Origin of the sequence: Clostridium beijerinckii HUN142, from assembly GCF_000621745.1 — a bacterium.
Classification (GTDB): domain Bacteria; phylum Bacillota; class Clostridia; order Clostridiales; family Clostridiaceae; genus Clostridium; species Clostridium beijerinckii_A.
Map to the genome: position 1 here is coordinate 202,349 of NZ_JHXK01000010.1, position 19,768 is coordinate 222,116.

Below are 19,768 nucleotides of genomic sequence, written 5' to 3' on the forward strand. Positions count from 1 at the left end.
TCAGTAAGGAGAAGATAAATGAAATTTGTTATAAATAAGGACAAGCTTAGAGAACTTAATAAAACAGATGATAAAGATAAAAAATATACAATACTATTAATTGATGATGAACTAGCAAATCTTGAGGCTTTAACAAGACTCTTAGAAGAAGAGTATGATGTAATTAAAGCAGAAAATGGGTTTGAAGCGTTAAATATACTTAAAGATGAATCATGTTCTAAAAAGATTAATTTGATTATCTCAGATCAGCGCATGCCAGGAATGACAGGGGTTGAATTATTAAAGCAAACAATCTCTATTGTCCCAAATGCAATTCGTATTATTTTAACTGGATTCATGGATGTGAAAGATATTATTGATTCAATTAATGAAGGGCATATTTATAAATTTCTTTTAAAACCATTAGAGGCAGATGAGTTGTTAATTTCCGTAAAAAGGGCCTTGGAGACATATGACTTGAAAATGAAAAATATTAAGCTTATAGGCGAGTTAAAGCAAACAAATAAGAAATTAAAGAAGAGTGAAGTTTATTTAAGCACTATTTTTAATTCGGTAAGTGATGCAATATTGATTCATGATTTTAATGGAATCATAATTAAAGTTAATGATACTGCTAATAGGCTATATGGATATTTACATGACGAACTAATTGGTATGAGTATAAAAGATATTATCTCAAAAAATTCACCGTACATATATGATGATATACTTAAATTGATTAATGATAGAAAGAGAAATAAAATCAATATTCCAGTAACGCTTGAAGCTATTTCAATAGATAAATATCATAAAGAGTTTTGGGTTGAGAGTAATAGTCGTGCAATAATATTTAATGAGCAGAAGGTCGTTATTGCAACTGTAAGAGACATAACTGAGAGAAAAAATATTGAATTAAAATCAAAAGAAGAGGCTTTGGAATTAGAGAAATTAAGAACTGAATTTTTTGCTAATATTTCTCACGAATTGAGAACACCACTTAATATAATACTAGGTGTGATACAAATTCTAAGAAGAGATCTTTTAAATAAAGAGAAACCGATTGATAAAGGAAAGATAATTAATAATATAGATATTGAAAGACAAAATTGTTTTAGATTACTTCGCTTAATAAATAATTTAATTGATTCGACTAAATTAGATGCAGGACATTTTCAGATTGATATGATTAATTGTAACATTGTCAGTGTTGTAGAAGAAATCACTCTGTCAGTGGCTAGTTATATAAGTAATAATAATATAAACCTTGTATTTGATACCGATGTTGAAGAAAAAATTATTGCTTGTGATCCTGATAAGATTGAAAGAATTATGTTAAACTTACTCTCTAATTGTATAAAGTTTACAGATGATGATGGAAGCATATTTGTAAACATATTTGATGGAGAAGAATATATAACCTTATCTGTAGAAGATACAGGTATAGGAATCCCAGAAGAAAAAGTTGATATTATTTTTGATAGATTTAGACAGGTAGATAAATCTTTTACAAGAAATTATGAAGGCAGTGGAATTGGATTGTCTCTCGTAAAGTCGCTAGTAGAAATGCATGATGGCACGATATCGGTAGAAAGTAAATATGGGGTAGGAACTAAATTTACGATTAAGCTTCCGGTAAAGGTATTAAATAAAAGTAAAGAAAAAGTTAATATAAGTAACAATATAATTAATACTTGTGTAGAAAAAATAAATATTGAATTTTCAGATATATATAAACAACATTTGTAGAGGAATAAGTAAAAAAGTATGAGAGTATACTTAGAATTTGCAAATATATAGTCAATTAATGAAACAATCAATATCTTATATGTTTTTATGAAAATATATAAGAACTTGTTTATAATATATATGGCGAAATACATTAGTATAACGATGTTAAAGGTATTATTAATTGTTTGTTATACAAAAAAAGGTGTATAATGTTCTGATTTGAACGAAATATATCTAGGGAGGGATTTTTACATGGAGATATTAGAATTGAAAAAAAATTTATACTGGACAGGAGTATTAGATGCTAATTTAAGAGTATTTGATATTATCATGGAAACAGAATTTGGAACTTCTTATAATTCTTATTTACTTAAAACAAGTGAAAAAACAGTACTATTTGAAACTGCAAAGGCTAAGTTTTTAGATGGATATTTAAATGCATTAAATAAGTTAGTTGATATTAAGGATATTGACTATATTGTAGTAAACCATACTGAGCCAGATCATGCAGGAAGTATAGAAAAACTTATTGAATTGAATCCTAATATTAAGATTATTGGAAGCCAAGTTGCTATAGGATTCTTGAAGAACATTGTTAACAGAGAATTTAATGGAATAATAGTTAAAGAAAATGAGACTTTAAGCTTGGGTGACAAAACTTTACGTTTTATGTCAGTACCAAATTTACATTGGCCTGATACAATGTATACTTATATTGAAGAAGATAAGACATTAGTTACTTGTGATTCATTTGGTTCTCATTATAGTTTTGATGGAATTCTACTAAGTAAGGTTACAGATAATGATGGATATTTAAGAGCTCTTAAGTATTATTTTGATTGCATCATTGGACCTTTTAAGAATCCATTCATGATTAAAGCATTAGATAGGATTAAAGATTTAGAAATTGATATGATTTGTACAGGGCATGGTCCGGTTCTTGATTGTAGAATAGATGAAATTATGGAATACTATAAGAAATGGTCTAATGTTTCAAATCCAAATCCTAGAAAGACAGTAATCATACCATACGTAAGTGCGTATGGGTATACAAAAGAATTAGCAGAAAAGATTGCAGAAGGAATTAAGGCTAGTGGAGACATAGATGTTAGAGTTTATGATATGGTAGAAGCAGATAAAGACAAAGTTCTTGAAGAACTAGAATTTGCAGATGGTATTTTATTTGGCACACCAACAATAGTTGGTGAGGCTCTAAAGCCAATATGGGATTTAACTACTTCAATCTTTGCAAGAACTCATGGTAATAAACTAGCAAGCGCTTTTGGAAGTTATGGATGGAGTGGAGAAGCTGTTCCTCATATTATAGAAAGACTAAAGCAACTTAGAATGAAGGTTGTTGATGAAGGATTCCGTGTTAAATTCAAACCAAGTGAGAGTGAGTTAAGTGGTGCTTATGATTATGGTTATAATTTTGGATTCCTGCTTTTAAATAAAGAAAATCTAAATAAAAATTAATAGATAATTGTTATTTTATTAGGACTTATTGTAATAAGTCCTAATTTTAATTATTATATTGCAAAATAACAAGCCAAAGATTTAGTTTACACTTTTTTGGAACGATGAAAATGTTTACTTGAATTAATGTCGGATGAATGGCAGAAATGAGACATAACATTGTATAAAGGAAATTAAATGACTTGTTATTTTTGGATTATTGTATATATTTGATACTAAACAAGAGCTAAAGAATCAAAGGTATAATATTTTAAAGAGTACCAAAACAAACGAATGGGTAACTATGATTCTTAGAAAAGGAGTTTAAATAATGAGTATAGGATATGCGTGTTTAACAATAGGAATTCCAGATACTAATTTAAAAAGCTGTATTGCAAAGAATTTAACTGAAGAAAAATTATTGGAAATAATATCATACAACTTAAAATCTCTTAAAAATATAATTGATTATAATATAAAGAATAATATAAAGCTTTTTAGGATTAGTTCAGATTTAATACCATTTGGATCTAGTCCTTTGAACCAATTATCCTGGTGGGATATGTTTTCACAAGAATTTGCGGAAATAGGTAGAAAGATTATGGAAAATGATATAAGAGTATCTATGCATCCGGGGCAATATACAGTACTTAATTCTCCTAATGATGATGTTGTAAAGAGAGCGATTGAAGATTTAAATTATCATGTTAAAATTTTGGATAACTTGGGAGTTGGAAAAAATCATAAAATTATATTGCATATCGGTGGAGTTTACAATGATAAAGAGCAGGCGATAAACAGATTCGCAGACAATTATAAACTATTAAATAATCAAGTGAAAGAAAGACTTGTTATTGAAAATGATGATAAATCGTACAATATAAATGATGTTCTTAAAATAGGGGAGGAACTTAATATTCCAGTTATTTTTGATAATCTCCATAATGAGATAAATTATTATGATAGAGAAAAAAGCGATTCGTATTGGATAAGTGAGTGCAATAAAACATGGAAAGAGAAAGATGGAAGGCAGAAAATACATTATTCTCAGCAAGACCCTTTTAAAAAGGCAGGTTCTCATTCAAATACCATAAAAATTAGTAAGTTTATAGAGTTCTATGAAAGTGTAAAAGGGCAGGATATAGATATAATGCTTGAAGTTAAGGATAAAAATCTTTCAGCTGTAAAGTGTATAAATTCTATAACTGAAAATACTAAAATAAAAAAACTTGAAGAAGAATGGGGAAGATATAAATACAAGGTTCTAGAGAATTCTCCCTCAAATTACTTAGAAATAAGGAAGTTACTTAAAGATAAAACTCAGTATCCAGCAGTTAAGTTCTATAACTGCATTGAAGATGCTATGGAAACGGAAATAACAATTGGAAACTCAATAAATGCTGCATTACATGTATGGGGATATTTTAAGAAGTTAGCAGATGATAAAGAGAAAAGGAACTTTTTGAAAAGCATTGAAGATTATGAAGAAGGAAAAATCTCAATAAATTCAATAAAAAATAAATTGTTTAAGATGGCTGTTAAATATAATGAATCATACCTTTTGAACTCGTATTATTTCATATAAAACAGGTTTATTAATTGTGAATTATAATAATTTTCTAGTATTTGATACAGTTTTACTATAAAAAAAGGTATAATATTTTCATATAGATGAAAGTTATAGGGAGGAATTTTATATGGAAATATTAGAGTTGAAAAAGAATTTTTATTGGACAGGGGTCTTAGATCCTGGTTTAAAAGTATTTGATATAGTTATGGAGACAGAGTTTGGAACATCTTATAATTCCTACTTACTTAAAACAGGTGAAAAAACTATATTATTTGAAACTGCTAAAGCCAAGTTTTGGGATGGGTATTTAAGTGCATTAAATAAATTAGTTGATATTAATGATATTGATTATATCGTAGTAAATCATACAGAACCAGATCATGCAGGAAGTATAGAAAAACTTATTGAAATCAATCCTAATATCAAAATAGTTGGGACACAAGTTGCTATAGGATTTCTAAAGAATATTGTAAATCGTGATTTTTATAGTATAACAGTAAAAGAAAATGATACTTTAGAATTAGGAGATAAAACATTACGTTTCATGTTTTTGCCTAACTTACATTGGCCAGATACAATGTATACATATATTGAAGAGGATAAAACACTGATAACTTGTGATTCGTTTGGGTCTCACTATAGTTTTGATGAAATATTATTGAGTAAGGTTAAAGATAATGAGGGGTACTTAAGAGCTACTAAATATTACTTTGATTGCATTATTGGGCCTTTTAAGACGCCATATATGGTTAAAGCACTAGATAGAATTAAAGATTTAGATATTGATATGATATGCACTGGACATGGTCCAGTTATAGATTGTAGAATTGATGAAATTATAGAACTTTATAAAAAATGGTGTACTGTAGTTAATCCTAACCCAAGAAAAACAGTAATTATACCTTATGTTAGTGCGTATGGATATACTAAAGAGTTAGCGGGCAAGATATCGGAAGGTATTAAAGATAGTGGGGATATAGATGTAAGATCGTACGATTTAGTAGAAGAAGATAAGGAAAAAGTAGTTGAAGAATTAGGATTCGCTGACGGAATTTTATTTGGAACACCTACTATAGTTGGTGAGGCTTTAGAACCAATTTGGGATTTAACTATAAAGATGTTTGCCAGAACACATGGAGGAAAACTTGCTAGTGCTTTTGGAAGTTATGGATGGAGCGGTGAAGGAGTTCCTCACATTATAGAAAGATTAAAGCAACTTAGGATGAAGGTTTTGGATGATGGATTCAGAATCAAATTTAAGCCTAGTGATAGTGAATTAAGTGAGGCTTATGACTACGGATATAATTTTGGATGTATACTTCAAAATAAAGAAAATCCAAAGAAAAAATCGGCAAAAAGAACATTAGTAAAATGTTTAGTATGTGGAGAAATATTTGATTCAAGTCTTGAAATATGTCCAGTTTGCGGTGTAGGAAAAGAAAATTTTGTACCAGTTGAAATGGATGATAGTAATTATAAAAATAATACAAATGAGATTTATCTAATTATTGGAAACGGAGCAGCCGGTATAAGCGCTGCAACGGCCATAAGAGAAAGAAATGAAACATGTTCTATAGTATTAGTTTCTAATGAAAATGTGCTAGGTTATAATCGTCCAATGCTTACAAAGTCAATGATAGCTAAATTTAATTCAAAACAAATTGCAGTTCATGATGAAGCTTGGTATAAAGAAAATAATATTACAAATGTTCTTGATAGAGAGTTAATTGAGATAAATACTAAGGATAAAGAGGCGCTTTTTAAAGATGGAATTAAATTAAAGTATGATAAATGTATATATGCTTTAGGAGCTGAATGCTTTGTTCCACCAATTCCAGGGAAAGATAAGGAAGAAGTTATAGCAATTCGTAGACTTTCTGATACAGATAAAATTACAGAATTGCTGCCAAAGGTAGAGAATGCAGTTGTAATAGGTGGAGGAGTTCTTGGTCTTGAAGCTGCATGGGAATTAACAAAAGCAAAATGCAAGGTTACAGTATTAGAGCTTGCTGATAAATTAATGGGACGTCAATTAGATTGTGAAGGCGGAAGATTTCTCGAAGAAATAATTAAAGATAAAGGAATTGACGTGAGATTAGGCGTGAAAATTCATGAGATAGAAGGTGAAAATTCAGTTACTGGAGTTAGAATTAATGGAGGAGAAGTTATTGCAGCTGATTTAGTTGTTATATCTTGTGGTATTGTACCTAATTCTAAAATAGCTCAGAAAGCAGGAATTGATGCTAACAGAGCAATAATAGTAAATGAAAAAATGGAGACTAATGTTTCTGGTATTTATGCATGTGGAGATTGTGCAGAATATGATGGAATAAACTATGGAATATGGCCACAAGCTATAGAAATGGGAAAAGTAGCAGGTGCTAATGCAGCAGGAGATTCATTAACTTATGAGACAGTAGATGCAGCATTAACATTTAATGGAGCTAATACTTCATTATATGCAATTGGTGACAATGGTAAAAATCCAGAAATTCAATATAAAACAGTTGAATTTAAAGATCCAGTTAAAAAGACATATACAAAATATTATTTTGCAAACAATCGTTTATGCGGAGCTATTTTAATTGGAGATACTAGTAATTTGGCGAAAGTGACTCAAGATGTAAAAGAAAGTAGATTATTTAAAGACATGTTTAAATAGAATTTTAAGATAATTCAAATTTGGAGATAACGGAATTAATTTGAGTTTGATTATTTTATTCTAAAGCTGCCGACGAAAGTTGGCAGCTTTTAATTTTTGAATTACAGATTTGATGGAGGTTATAGAAATATGAATTAAGTTTTAGCATAAAAGTATTCTATTGGAATGAAAAAATTTACATAATGGAATTTAATGTTGATTAAGTAAAATTACTTTACTGAGTAATTGGTAATAATAATAAAATAAAAAAATTAGAGAGTAGCTTTAGTAAAAAGCAGTTAACTTTAATGGGAGGTACTGCTTCTTCTTTAGTATTTTAATATAAGGATTGATCAAATGAAACTTAAAGTGCTTGAAATTGTGTTATTTAGTGTATTAGGAAGTTTGCTTTCAGTGTCGCAAATAGTATTGAGTTTTCTTCCCAATATTGAGGTTGTGACTTTACTTATAATATTGTTCTCAATTGTTTATGAACAGAAAGCTATTTATATAGTTTTTGTTTTTATAGTTACCATGGGATTAATTTACGGTTTCGGATTGTGGTGGATAGGATATCTAATATTATGGCCGCTATTAAGTATATCAACTTGTATAGTTAGAAAGTTTATTGAAGGAAGGTATTTAATTTTGTCAATTTATTCAGGAATATTTGGATTACTATTTGGATTCTTCTATGCTATACCGAATATAATTTTTATAGGATTGAATGAGGGGATAGCTTTTTGGATATCAGGAATTGAATTCGATATAATTCACGGAATCGGAAATTATTTCATAATGATGTTTTTTGGAGAAAAATTGATTGGTTTATTAAATAAGCTAAGCAGTAAATATTTAGCTAGTATAAAGAATTAATCAGCAAAGAATAGATGATCTTGTTTAAAGTTAGGTTATTGTTATAATGCACAATAACCTAAACAAATTAAAAAAGCAAAATATTTAGAATAGTTGTTATTATACTATTAAAATGTAAGTTTCCAGCGCTTAATAATATTGAATTAATGAAAAAGTCTGGCATCAGTGGCAGTTTTATTTAACAGAAGGCATAGATCATTAAAAGTTGTCTGTAGTATTGGAATTCAACTAATAAAGTGGAATATAAGATTTAAATTATTGAGTTTATTGTTCAAATACACAAAAAAAAATGTCAAGTAAACAATATCAAGGTCTTACTAAATATATTATTATGTATATGTTAGTAAACGTTAACTCGGTTACACGGTATAATAAAGTATAAATTTGTATAATTATTAAATTTGAGGAGGAAGTAAAATGGCAATTATTCATTGGAGTGGAGCGATTATCGGATTAGTAATCGCTATAATACTAATTTTAAGGAAAGTGAATCCTGTATATGCACTTTTTGGAGGGGCTGTTATAGGCGGATTAATTGGTGGAGCAAGTTTAGCTAATACAGCACAAGCTATCATTGAAGGTACGAATAGTGTAATGGGGGCAGTTGTTCGTGTAATAGCAGCAGGAGTGCTTGCAGGTGTACTAATTGAATCTGGAGCAGCAGAAAAAATTGCTGAGACTATAGTAGAAAAACTTGGAGAGAAAAAGGTTCTTTTAGCAATTGCGCTATCAAGTATGATAATCACAGCGGTTGGAGTTTTTATACCGGTTACAGTTATTATAGTTGCACCGATAGCACTTCCTGTGGCTAGAAAAGTTGGAATCACTAAGTCATCTATACTTTTAGCTATGATAGGAGGAGGTAAGGCTGGAAACATAATTTCTCCAAATCCTAATACAATTGCGGTAGCTAAGGGATTTAATGTTGAATTAGCACAGGTAATGATAGGGGCATTTATACCAGCTGTAATTGGGCTTATAGTTACATATTTTGTTGCAACGTTAATTAGTAAAAAAGGAGAAATGATTAAAGAGTCAGAAATACCAACTAGAGTAGATAACAAGATAAAACCAAGTTTTGGAAGGGCAATGGTGGCACCAATAGTTGCTGTAATATTATTAGCACTTAATCCTGTAGCAAATATGTTGCACATGAAATTCTTAGCAACTATTCAAATAGATGCAATGTATATATTGCCTATAGCAGGATTAGTTGGATTGTTTGCAATGGGACAACGTAATAAGATTCTTGAGTATACAACATCAGGATTAAATAGAATGACGCCAACTGTGATGATATTAATTGGTGCAGGAGCAATAGCAGGTATTATTTCTAAATCAAATCTAAGTGATGCGGTAGTATACTGTATTCAACAAACAGGAATTTCAGGAATGTTTTTGGCACCTATATCAGGTATATTGATGGCAGCAGCTACGGCTTCAACATCTACAGGTGCGATTGTAGCGACAGGAACTTTTGCCAAAGCAATACTAGCTGTTGGTGTTGCGCCTTTAAGTGCAGCAATTATGATCAATACAGGAGCTGTAGTTATCGATCATCTACCTCATGGAAACTTCTTTCATGCGTCAGCGGATGCAGTAAAAATGAATATAAAAGAACGTATGAAATTAATGCCGTATGAATCTATAGTTGGAGGATCTATGGTTATTGTATCAATAATAATATACGGTTTTATAAGATAATAAGATAAATATAAGTAAAATTCATTCAATTTAGCAATCTCACAAAATATAAAAATTTAGTTAGGAGCGTTGAAAATGAAAAAAGATTTAGTTATTGTATTAGCACCTGATTCTTTTAAAGAGAGCATGACAGCAAAAGAAGCTTGCGAGGCAATGGAAAGAGGAATAAAAAAAGCAAATAGTAATATAAAATGCTTACATGTGCCTATGGCTGATGGTGGAGAAGGAACTATGCAGTCATTAGTAGATGCTACTAATGGAGAAATATATTCATTAAAGGTAATGGGGCCCCTTGGTAATGAAGTAGAAGCACAGTATGGTATTTTGGGAGATAAAGAAATAGGGATATTGGAAATGGCTAGTGCAAGCGGAATACATTTAGTGCCACAAGAGCAAAGGAATCCTTTACGAACTACCACTTATGGTACTGGACAGCTTATAAAAGCGTGTTTAGATAGAGGTGTAAAAAAACTATTAATAGGTATTGGAGGAAGCGCTACTAATGATGGTGGGGCAGGAGTTATACAAGCACTTGGAGGAAAACTATTAGATGATAAAGGTAATGAATTAGCTCTTGGTGGTGGAGAATTAGGAAAACTAAAGAGTTTAGATTTAAAGAACTTTGATCAAAGATTAAAAGAAGTTGTAATTGAGGTAGCCTGTGACGTTAATAATCCTCTTTGCGGTGAAAAAGGAGCTTCGAATGTATTTGGACCACAAAAGGGAGCAACACAGGAAATGATAGAAATATTAGATAATAATTTAAGACATTATGCAGACGTAATAAAAAAAGAATTGGGAAAAGATGTTTTAAATGAACCAGGAGCTGGAGCAGCTGGAGGACTTGGAGCTGGACTTATGGCATTTCTAAATGGAACTCTTAAAAAAGGTATTGAAATGGTGATAGAATATGCGTCATTAGAAGAAAAAGTGAAAGAAGCAGACATGGTATGGACTGGAGAAGGAAGTATAGATTTTCAAACTCAATACGGTAAAACACCTTTAGGGGTTGCTACAATTGCTAAAAAACATAATAAACCAGTAATTGCATTAGCGGGAAGAGTTGGCGAAGACATAGATGTTCTATATGAAAGTGGAATAGATTCAATATTTGGAATAACTAAGGGTGCAACTTCTTTAGAAGAAGCTTTAGTAAAAGGTCAGGAGAATATTGAAAAGACTGCTGAAAACATAGTAAGACTTATGAATATACTTTAATTAATTCAATATAGGTATAATATTAAAAGTGCGTTTTATTTTAAGACGCACTTTTAATTTATATATGTTGCTATAGATATCTAAACTATAAATTAGACTTATTATGTAGAAATATCTTCATAGCTTTTCGGAACAACTATTATATATGGAATAAATCAGAACTATGTATTATAGGTTCACTTATTGATTTGATGATCTAATTGTTATATAGTTAGCTTTGTTTTATTTTTAAAAAGTATCATAATAAGTAGTATATAGATAAATAATTTAGAAATTAGGTTTATACTTTGCAATAAGTACATATTAGAAAGTAGAAATATTTTTATAGTTCTGTAGAATAACAATGTTTTTACTTTCGCTAGAACTCATATTATAAGTTGTTTATCTATAGTATATTGAAAAAATGCTTTGTGTTTTTATAATATAATTATAGCCTAGAAAGGAATGAGTGATATGACGCTATCTAAAACCATAGCACAAAAAATTGTTTTAGAAATGATGAATGTAATTCCTTACAATATAAATGTTATGGATGAGAATGGAATAATCATAGGCAGTGGAGATATTAAGCGAATAGGGAATGTACATGAGGGAGCTAGGGAAGCGATAGATAATCAACAAATAAACGAAGTGTATGAAGAAGATTATAGAATGAAACCTGGAGTTAACGAACCTATTATTATCAACAATAAAGTAATAGGAGTCATAGGAATAACTGGGCATCCAGATGAGGTAAGAAGATTTAGCAAGCTTGTCCGTGTAACAGCAGTTTTATTAATAGAACAATCTAAAGCAGATGAGGAGATTCAGAATAAAAGGTTAAATATGCAGAAATTTTATAATGAACTAGCTCATAGAAAAACAAAATACGATGAAAGTTTCCATCAAAGAGCTAAAAGTTATGGGATAGATCTTACGAAAAAATGCAGCGTTATTCTTGTAGATGGAAATATAAATTCGCGAAGTTTTAAAATATTATATCAGAAGTATTCGAATTATAGTGAGGTTAATAATAGAATAGCGTTTTTCGTTACATCTAGGGATTTATATAATACATTGTTAGAAAACTTGAAAATAAATAAAGATGTAAATAGGATAAGCATTGGAGCAAAGGAAGATGTCGCAGCTATTTCACTAGAAAGTGCAGAATTAGCAATGGAATTTGGTGCAAAGATAAAATCAGCAAGTTTAGTCTATAGCTATGATGACTTGAAATTTTTCATTAATTTATCTCATGATAATAAGCTACCTTTGGTATCAATGATGTCAAACCTTGATAAGACAGGAAATAAATTAGAACTTATTCAAACTATACAGGTATACATTGAGGAAAATGGCGATATTGGGAATGTGGCCAATAGGCTAAATATACATAGAAATACTCTAAATTATAGGCTAGAAAAAATAAGAAAACTAACAGGAAAAAATCCGAAGAATTTATTAGAGTTATTCGAGCTATTATGCGGATTGATTTGGCGATAAGTATTTAATGTAGAGTTATTTAAATAAGAATAAATTAGATAAGGCTAGAAGTGATAGCAGATTTTTATTTAGAGTATTACTTTGATCACGTAGATGTTAATACATCAATTGCATTAGAAAATAATTTATAACTATAGAATATAGCGTTTAACTTTTGAGATTAAAAAAGTTAAACGCTGTTTTGTGTTTAAGATTTTAACTATGTGGTATATACTAGTATTAAGGTATAATCAAAAATAACAAGTACATTTACAAGGTCTGTTTTCCAGCATGGGAAGCTCGACTCACATGCACTCGCTGAGTAAGTGATTCACACCCAATCATAGATTTGGGTTCTCTGCTCATCAGTAGATTGGGCTAATAGGTTTATTGTGAGATAGATCTACTTTCTTGCCTGATGAAGAATAATCGTGGCATTTTGGACTCGTTATTTTCTTTTATATGCCTAAAGAGAAATTTATAAGTAGAATTTATTATACATAAAAGAAAGGGAAGCAAAGATGGATAATAAACAAAAGATATTTTATGCTTTAAAAAAATACTACGGATTTGATACTCTAAGAAGAGGGCAATTCGAGATTATAGATAGTATTTTAAAGGGTGTAGATACTTTTTGTCTTATGCCTACAGGGGCAGGAAAATCTATTTGTTACCAGATTCCAGCTATAATTATGCAGGGGGTAACTATAGTTATTTCTCCTTTAATATCACTTATGAAAGATCAAGTGGACAATCTAGCCGGAGTTGGAATAAAAGCTGCATACATAAATAGTACTCAGAATGTGGACACTATAAGAAATATATTAATTGAAGCGTCTATGGGAGAGTACAAAATAATATATATATCACCAGAAAGATTGGAATCTAGAATATTTAGAGAATTGGTTAAAGATCTTCATATATGCCAAATTGCAATAGATGAAGCGCATTGTGTATCTCAGTGGGGGCATGACTTTAGACAAAGTTATCTAGGAATATCGGATTTTTATAAAAGTCTTAAAATTAAGCCTATAATATCAGCGTTTACTGCAACAGCAACAAGTGAAGTTAGAGAAGACTCGATCAAATTATTGGGATTAGAGAAACCGTATATATATAAAGGAGATATTAATAGGGAAAATCTAAACATTAATATACTTAAGGAAGTAGATAAGATTGAAACTCTTAAGGACATAATCAGAAAAAATGAAGGCCAGTCTGGTATTGTATACTGCGCGTCAAGAAAAGAAGTTGATAATCTATATTATTATCTAAAAGACTTAGGATTCTATGTTGGTAAGTATCATGGTGGACTTAAGGATGAAGAGAAGGAAAAGTTTCAAGAAGAGTTTCTATATGAGAATTTGGATATAATTATTGCAACAAATGCATTTGGGATGGGAATAGATAAGTCAAATATTAGATTTATAGTTCATTTTACTTTTCCTCAAAATCTAGAATCATATTATCAGGAGATAGGAAGAGGAGGAAGAGATGGAGAAAATTGTGACTGCTATTTATTTTATTGTGAAGAAGATATAAGTAGAGTAGAATATATTATTAACAAAAGTTCTTCCATGAATAGAAGAGAAATTCAACTTAGAAAGTTTCAATTTATGATTGATTATTGCAATTTAAAGGAATGTTATAGAAAATATATATTGAATTATTTTGGAAATGATCGAAAATTAAATTACTGTAATAAATGCAGTAACTGCTTAAATGATGATGAATTAAAAGATTTTACGAAAGAGAGCCAGATGATTTTGTCCACAGTTTTTAGAACAAAAGAACAGTATGGCATATCAGTTCTTGTGGATATTTTGAAAGGTTTTAAAGGGCCTAAAATAATACAAAACAATCTAGACCAAGTTACAACATACGGAATAATGAAGGAATATGGAAGTACGTTTATAAAAGAGTTAATAAAAAAATTATTAGATGAGGGATATGTTGATTTGAAAGAAGGCACATATTCAATGTTAAAACTTAATTCTAGATCAATTAGGGTTTTGAAAAGTAAAGAATCAGTTGTATTTAAGATATTAGATAGTAGAGAGCCTATAATAAATAGCGAGCTATTTGAAGCTTTAAAATCTTGGAGGAAAGATAGGGCTTATAAGGATAAGATAAAGCCTTATATAATATTCTCAGATACAAGCTTAATTGCAATATCTAATAGCAAACCTAGGACATTAGATGAATTATTGGAGATTAGAGGAGTGGGAACAAAAAAAATTGAAGCTTATGGGGGAGAGTTATTAAATATAATAAGGATGTTTGCACAAAAGGAAGCTAATTAACAAAAGAATTTAAATTCATCATTTTTACAGTTGTTCAGTTAATTTATAATACGTAAATATTAGATAAAACTACTTTAATTAGTTTGGATGGGATAGTGTTCGATTTATATGGATATAAAATAAATATTACAAATAAGGCGATGAAATAGGATAATACAGGATTCTAAAATTATAAATTGCTATCATAGCTATGAAACACATAACTATGATAGCAATTTATTTTTCTATAGATATTTTTATATTGAAATGGATGCTTATACTTTAGTCTTAATAAACACTAGATTTACCAAGATTTTGAATGCAAATTTATTACAGAATATATGTGAATTGATTAAAGATAATAATTTTATATATATTTATTTTAAATATATATAAAATTATTAATTATATAGTAAAATAAAGTGTTGATAAAAGAGCGGCGCTTGTATATAATTAAATCATATAATATACGTATATTGAGCATATATAGGAACTTTACATCAAGTGTATATAAAAATAAGATCTTATCAAAATTATTAGAGAAAGGTTTTATTTATATAAGTTTGAAATATACACTTATATTTTAATGAAATATAAAATTATTATTTATATTATCTTTAAGTTAAGGAGCATTTTTATGGAAGAAAAAAAATATGTAAATCCAATAGTTATTCAAAGAGCGGATCCATTTATTTATAAGCATATTGATGGATACTATTATTTTACAGCATCAGTTCCAGAATATGATTGTATTGAAATAAGAAGATCAAAAACATTACAAGGATTGGGTGATGCAGAAGTTTTTATAGCTTGGAAAAAACATGATAGTAGTGAAATGAGTAATTTAATATGGGCACCAGAAATCCATTTTATTCAGGGTAAGTGGTATATATATTTTGCAGCCGCACCAAACAATGAGGTGACTGGAATTACTTTTAATCATCGAATGTATGTAATTGAAAATAATAATGCAGATCCACTAACTGATAATTGGATAGAAAAAGGACAAGTCAAAACAAGATGGGAATCTTTTTCTCTAGATGCAACAACATTTGAGCACAATGGAAGACTTTATTACGTATGGGCGCAAGAGGAGAGGGAAATAGAACCTAAATCGCATTCTAATTTATATATTGCTGAAATGGAGAACCCATGGACACTAAGGACTAAACCAGTACTTTTAACTAAACCGGAGTTAGATTGGGAGACTATGAGATTTTGGGTTAATGAAGGACCAGCAATATTAAAGAGAAATGGTAAAATATTTTTGACATATTCAGCAAGTGCTACTGATGAAAATTATTGCATGGGAATGATTATAGCAGAAGAAAACAGTAATCTATTAGATTCATCTTCTTGGATAAAATGTAAAGAACCAGTATTTAAAACAGCGATGGAAAATGGTCAATATGGACCAGGTCATAATAGTTTTACTATATCAGAAGATGGAAAAGAGGATATTTTAGTATATCATGCTAGAAATTACACTGAAATTATAGGAGATCCTCTATACGATCCAAATAGGCACACTAGAATTGAGGTAATTAAATGGAATGAGGATGGTACTCCAAACTTTGGTATTCCATCTAAAGATGAAAATATTTCGGAACTAGAAAAAATAAAATATAAAGAATTAAGCAGAGTGTAAATATACACTACAATTAAAATAAAAAGCATACTTTTGTTTTGTTAACTAGATTCTATAACGAGTAAGAATCTTAGTAAAACAAAATAATGGTATGCTTTTATTATCATATAGAATAGGCAGAAATAAACTAACTTTAAATTTATTTGAATATGTAAGTTCTAAAAAGCTATTTTATTTAGAAGTCATATGCAAATAAAAAGTATCTGAAATTGATACTGTTCTAGTAAAATAGGTTATAATGAATAATATAGACTAGTAGTCAAGTCAATATTTAAGCTAACTTAATATTGGCTCTATTTTATGTTAAAATATTATTTATAGATTTTAGAATTATGTCTGAAGGATTTTTGTATTAATAAAAGGAGTTTAATTAATGAAATATTTTAATAAAGATATAGAATCAGTTTTAAAAGAACTAGATTCTAATTTAGAGATTGGTTTAAATGACTCATCAGTAAGAGAGAGATCTGAGAAGTATGGAAAGAACGAGTTTACTCATGAAAAAGAAGGAAATATATTTGAGGAAATAAAAAATGCGTTACTGGAACCAATGATGCTTATTCTTTTAATAGCAGCTTTAGTTAGTGCGATAATTGGAGAATATTATGATTCAGTTGGAATAGTATGTGCTGTTGCAATTGGAATAACTATTGGAATAATTACAGAAGGAAAATCAAAAAAGGCAGCAGAAGCTTTGGCTAAAATGACAGAAGATATTGTTGTAAAGGTACTGAGAAATGGTAATGTAACTCAAGTTGGGAAAAATGATCTGGTTCCAGGAGATATCATATATCTTGAAACAGGAGATATGATACCTGCAGATGGAAGATTCGTTGAGACAATAGACTTGAAAGTTAGAGAAGATATGTTGACTGGTGAATCAGAAGAGGTTACAAAAAACGCTAAAGCAATTATTGATATGGAAGAAGTAAAATCAAAGGAAGAGAAGAAAATACAGGATCCAATTCCAGCAAAGCAAATTAACATGGGATTTGGTGGAACTCTAATTGCTTATGGCAGAGCGACAATGGTTGTAACTTCAACTGGCGATAATACCGAAATGGGAAGAATAGCTCAAACTCTTCAAATAGAGGAAGAAGAAACACCACTTCAAAGAAAATTAGGAGATTTGGGCAAAACAATTACTAAGATATCAAGTGTTATAGCAGGGTTACTATTTATATTTATGGTCACAAAAATGATCTTATCTGGAAATTTGAATATAAATACATCGGGAATAATACAATTTTTAAATTCAATAGATCCTATTAAAACTGCTTTTGTTGTATGTATTGCTTTAATAGTTGCAGCTGTACCAGAAGGATTACCAACTATGATTAATATGACACTAGCAATAACAATGCAAAAGATGGCTAAGATAAATGCTTTAGTAACTAAAAAAGAAGCTTGTGAAACTATAGGATCTGTTAGCGTTATTTGTTCAGATAAAACAGGTACTTTAACTGAGAATAGGATGACTGTAGAGAATCTATATTTAAATGGAAAATTCTTTGATGATAAAAATGATATAGATGATTATTTTATAAAAAATTGCCTCGTAAACTCAACGGCAGATATAAGTTTTGAAGGAGATAAGTTGAATTACTTAGGCAATTCTACAGAATGTGCATTACTTTCATATCTGGAGGAATATGATTATAAGCAGGAAAGAAAAGAAAGTGAAGTGATTCATCAAATACCATTTAACTCTGAAAATAAATTTATGGCTACCGTTATGAAGATTAAAGGTATGAATGTAGTACTTGTAAAGGGAGCTCCAGAAATATTGCTATCAAATGCTACCAATGAAGTTATAAATAATAAATTCATAGATATTACAAAAGATAGAAAAAATGAAATAATAAAAGAGATACAAAAACTACAATCTAAATCTATGAGAATTCTGGGCTTCGGATTTAGAATTATTGAGGATGTAGAAGCAGAGGCAGCGATTACAAGTGAGATAAGTATTTTGAAACCTAAACTCTTAGATACAAACAATGGACTAATATTTAGTGGTTTTGTTGCCATAAGAGATCCACTAAGGGAGGATGTAGCTAAAGCCATAGAAACTGCTAAAAGAGCAGGAATTGAAACCAAGATGCTGACTGGAGACAATATAAATACAGCCATGGCAATAGGAAATGAGCTTGGAATGCTTGAGGGTGGAAAAAAAGCAGTGGAAGCTACATACATTGATACTTTAAATGATAAAGAATTAAGAAATGAGATTGGAAATATAGCTATTGTAGCTAGAAGTAAGCCAGAGACAAAAATGAGAATTGTTGAAGCTCTTCAAGATAATGGAGAAGTAGTTGGAGTAACTGGGGATGGTATAAATGATGCGCCAGCATTAACAAAGGCAGACGTTGGAATAGCTATGGGGATTTCTGGATCAGAAGTTTCAAAAAATGCTGCAGACATAATATTAACAGATGATAATTTTACCACTATCATTGATGGAATAAAGTGGGGAAGGGGTGTGTATGAAAACTTTCAAAGATTCATACAATTTCAGATTACTGTAAATATAATAGCATTTTTAGTTGCAATAATATCACAAATATTAAATTTTGAAATGCCATTTACTACAATTCAATTATTATGGATTAATATAATAATGGATGGACCCCCAGCACTAGTTCTAGGTTTAGAACCAATTAGAAATAATGTATTTAATAGAAAACCTGTAAATAGAAATTCAAGTATAATTACAAAAGGTATGATAATGTCAATAATACTAAATGCAATATATGTTACATCAATCTTACTTATACAGATGAAGTACAATATTTTAGGAGCATCAACAGAAAAAAACGGGTTTGCAAGTGAGATGGAAACTGTTTTATTTGGATTATTTGCATTTAGTGCATTATTTAATGCGTTTAACTGCAGAGAATTTGGAGCAGAGAGTATATTGCCTAATTTTTTTAAGAATAAGATAGCTATTCAAGTAATATTTATAACTGGATTGGCTCAAATAATATTTACTCAAGTATTTACTACTTTCTTTAGTTCAGTTGCTTTATCAGTGATAATGTGGAGCAAAGTTTTAGCATTAGCATTTATGGTTATAGTAGTAAATGAAGGTATAAAATTTATTATAAGAATGGTTAGAAAGTAATTAAATAATGTTATTTAAAAGTTGAGGGAAGTTAATTTAACTACCCTTATTTTTTTTTCTTGAAAATAAAAGTAATAGTGAT

The 19,768-nt window shown here is 29.5% G+C and carries 11 protein-coding genes; all 11 read left to right on the top strand.

Annotated elements, in window-relative coordinates; genetic code table 11:
• Window positions 1–18: 18 nt before the first annotated feature.
• Complete coding sequence (locus T483_RS0105405) at window positions 19–1,725, top strand: hybrid sensor histidine kinase/response regulator (protein WP_026885925.1); 1,707 nt, start codon at window positions 19–21, stop codon at window positions 1,723–1,725.
• A 234-nt stretch (window positions 1,726–1,959) separates the two neighbouring features.
• Window positions 1,960–3,183, top strand: a complete 1,224-nt coding sequence (locus T483_RS0105410; protein ID WP_026885926.1) for an FprA family A-type flavoprotein — start codon at window positions 1,960–1,962, stop codon at window positions 3,181–3,183.
• Window positions 3,184–3,493: 310 nt separating this feature from the next.
• Entirely contained in the window at window positions 3,494–4,747 is a 1,254-nt protein-coding gene (uvsE, locus tag T483_RS0105415; RefSeq protein ID WP_026885927.1) for a UV DNA damage repair endonuclease UvsE, read from the top strand.
• 112 nt (window positions 4,748–4,859) lie between these two features.
• Window positions 4,860–7,394 (top strand): FAD-dependent oxidoreductase, encoded by a 2,535-nt coding sequence (locus T483_RS0105420; RefSeq protein ID WP_026885928.1) that lies wholly within the window; start codon window positions 4,860–4,862, stop codon window positions 7,392–7,394.
• 336 nt (window positions 7,395–7,730) lie between these two features.
• Window positions 7,731–8,249, top strand: coding sequence for a hypothetical protein (locus tag T483_RS0105425; protein WP_026885929.1), 519 nt, complete (start codon window positions 7,731–7,733; stop codon window positions 8,247–8,249).
• 417 nt (window positions 8,250–8,666) lie between these two features.
• Complete coding sequence (locus T483_RS0105430; RefSeq protein ID WP_026885930.1) at window positions 8,667–9,953, top strand: GntP family permease; 1,287 nt, start codon at window positions 8,667–8,669, stop codon at window positions 9,951–9,953.
• 75 nt (window positions 9,954–10,028) lie between these two features.
• Window positions 10,029–11,171: a glycerate kinase family protein gene (locus T483_RS0105435; protein ID WP_026885931.1), complete on the top strand. Its 1,143-nt coding sequence runs from the start codon at window positions 10,029–10,031 to the stop codon at window positions 11,169–11,171.
• Between the two features lie 453 nt (window positions 11,172–11,624).
• Window positions 11,625–12,653 carry a CdaR family transcriptional regulator gene (locus tag T483_RS0105440; RefSeq protein WP_026885932.1) on the top strand — a complete coding sequence of 343 codons (1,029 nt, stop codon included), beginning with the start codon at window positions 11,625–11,627 and terminating at the stop codon, window positions 12,651–12,653.
• 500 nt (window positions 12,654–13,153) lie between these two features.
• Window positions 13,154–14,935 carry a DNA helicase RecQ gene (gene recQ / locus T483_RS0105445; protein ID WP_026885933.1) on the top strand — a complete coding sequence of 594 codons (1,782 nt, stop codon included), beginning with the start codon at window positions 13,154–13,156 and terminating at the stop codon, window positions 14,933–14,935.
• A 616-nt stretch (window positions 14,936–15,551) separates the two neighbouring features.
• The gene (locus T483_RS0105450) at window positions 15,552–16,562 is read left to right on the top strand and encodes a glycoside hydrolase family 43 protein (protein ID WP_026885934.1); all 1,011 of its coding nucleotides are present in this window, start codon (window positions 15,552–15,554) and stop codon (window positions 16,560–16,562) included.
• Between the two features lie 373 nt (window positions 16,563–16,935).
• Window positions 16,936–19,686 carry a calcium-translocating P-type ATPase, PMCA-type gene (locus T483_RS0105455; protein WP_026885935.1) on the top strand — a complete coding sequence of 917 codons (2,751 nt, stop codon included), beginning with the start codon at window positions 16,936–16,938 and terminating at the stop codon, window positions 19,684–19,686.
• Window positions 19,687–19,768 lie beyond the last annotated feature (82 nt).

What these genes read in the sequence shown, in the direction of transcription:
- T483_RS0105420 (WP_026885928.1), top strand. Translation starts at nt 4,860, where the DNA reads ATGGAAATATTAGAGTTGAAAAAGAATTTTTATTGGACAGGGGTCTTA.
- T483_RS0105440 (WP_026885932.1), top strand. Translation starts at nt 11,625, where the DNA reads ATGACGCTATCTAAAACCATAGCACAAAAAATTGTTTTAGAAATGATG.
- uvsE (WP_026885927.1), top strand. Translation starts at nt 3,494, where the DNA reads ATGAGTATAGGATATGCGTGTTTAACAATAGGAATTCCAGATACTAAT.
- T483_RS0105430 (WP_026885930.1), top strand. Translation starts at nt 8,667, where the DNA reads ATGGCAATTATTCATTGGAGTGGAGCGATTATCGGATTAGTAATCGCT.
- T483_RS0105455 (WP_026885935.1), top strand. Translation starts at nt 16,936, where the DNA reads ATGAAATATTTTAATAAAGATATAGAATCAGTTTTAAAAGAACTAGAT.
- T483_RS0105425 (WP_026885929.1), top strand. Translation starts at nt 7,731, where the DNA reads ATGAAACTTAAAGTGCTTGAAATTGTGTTATTTAGTGTATTAGGAAGT.
- T483_RS0105405 (WP_026885925.1), top strand. Translation starts at nt 19, where the DNA reads ATGAAATTTGTTATAAATAAGGACAAGCTTAGAGAACTTAATAAAACA.
- recQ (WP_026885933.1), top strand. Translation starts at nt 13,154, where the DNA reads ATGGATAATAAACAAAAGATATTTTATGCTTTAAAAAAATACTACGGA.
- T483_RS0105450 (WP_026885934.1), top strand. Translation starts at nt 15,552, where the DNA reads ATGGAAGAAAAAAAATATGTAAATCCAATAGTTATTCAAAGAGCGGAT.
- T483_RS0105410 (WP_026885926.1), top strand. Translation starts at nt 1,960, where the DNA reads ATGGAGATATTAGAATTGAAAAAAAATTTATACTGGACAGGAGTATTA.
- T483_RS0105435 (WP_026885931.1), top strand. Translation starts at nt 10,029, where the DNA reads ATGAAAAAAGATTTAGTTATTGTATTAGCACCTGATTCTTTTAAAGAG.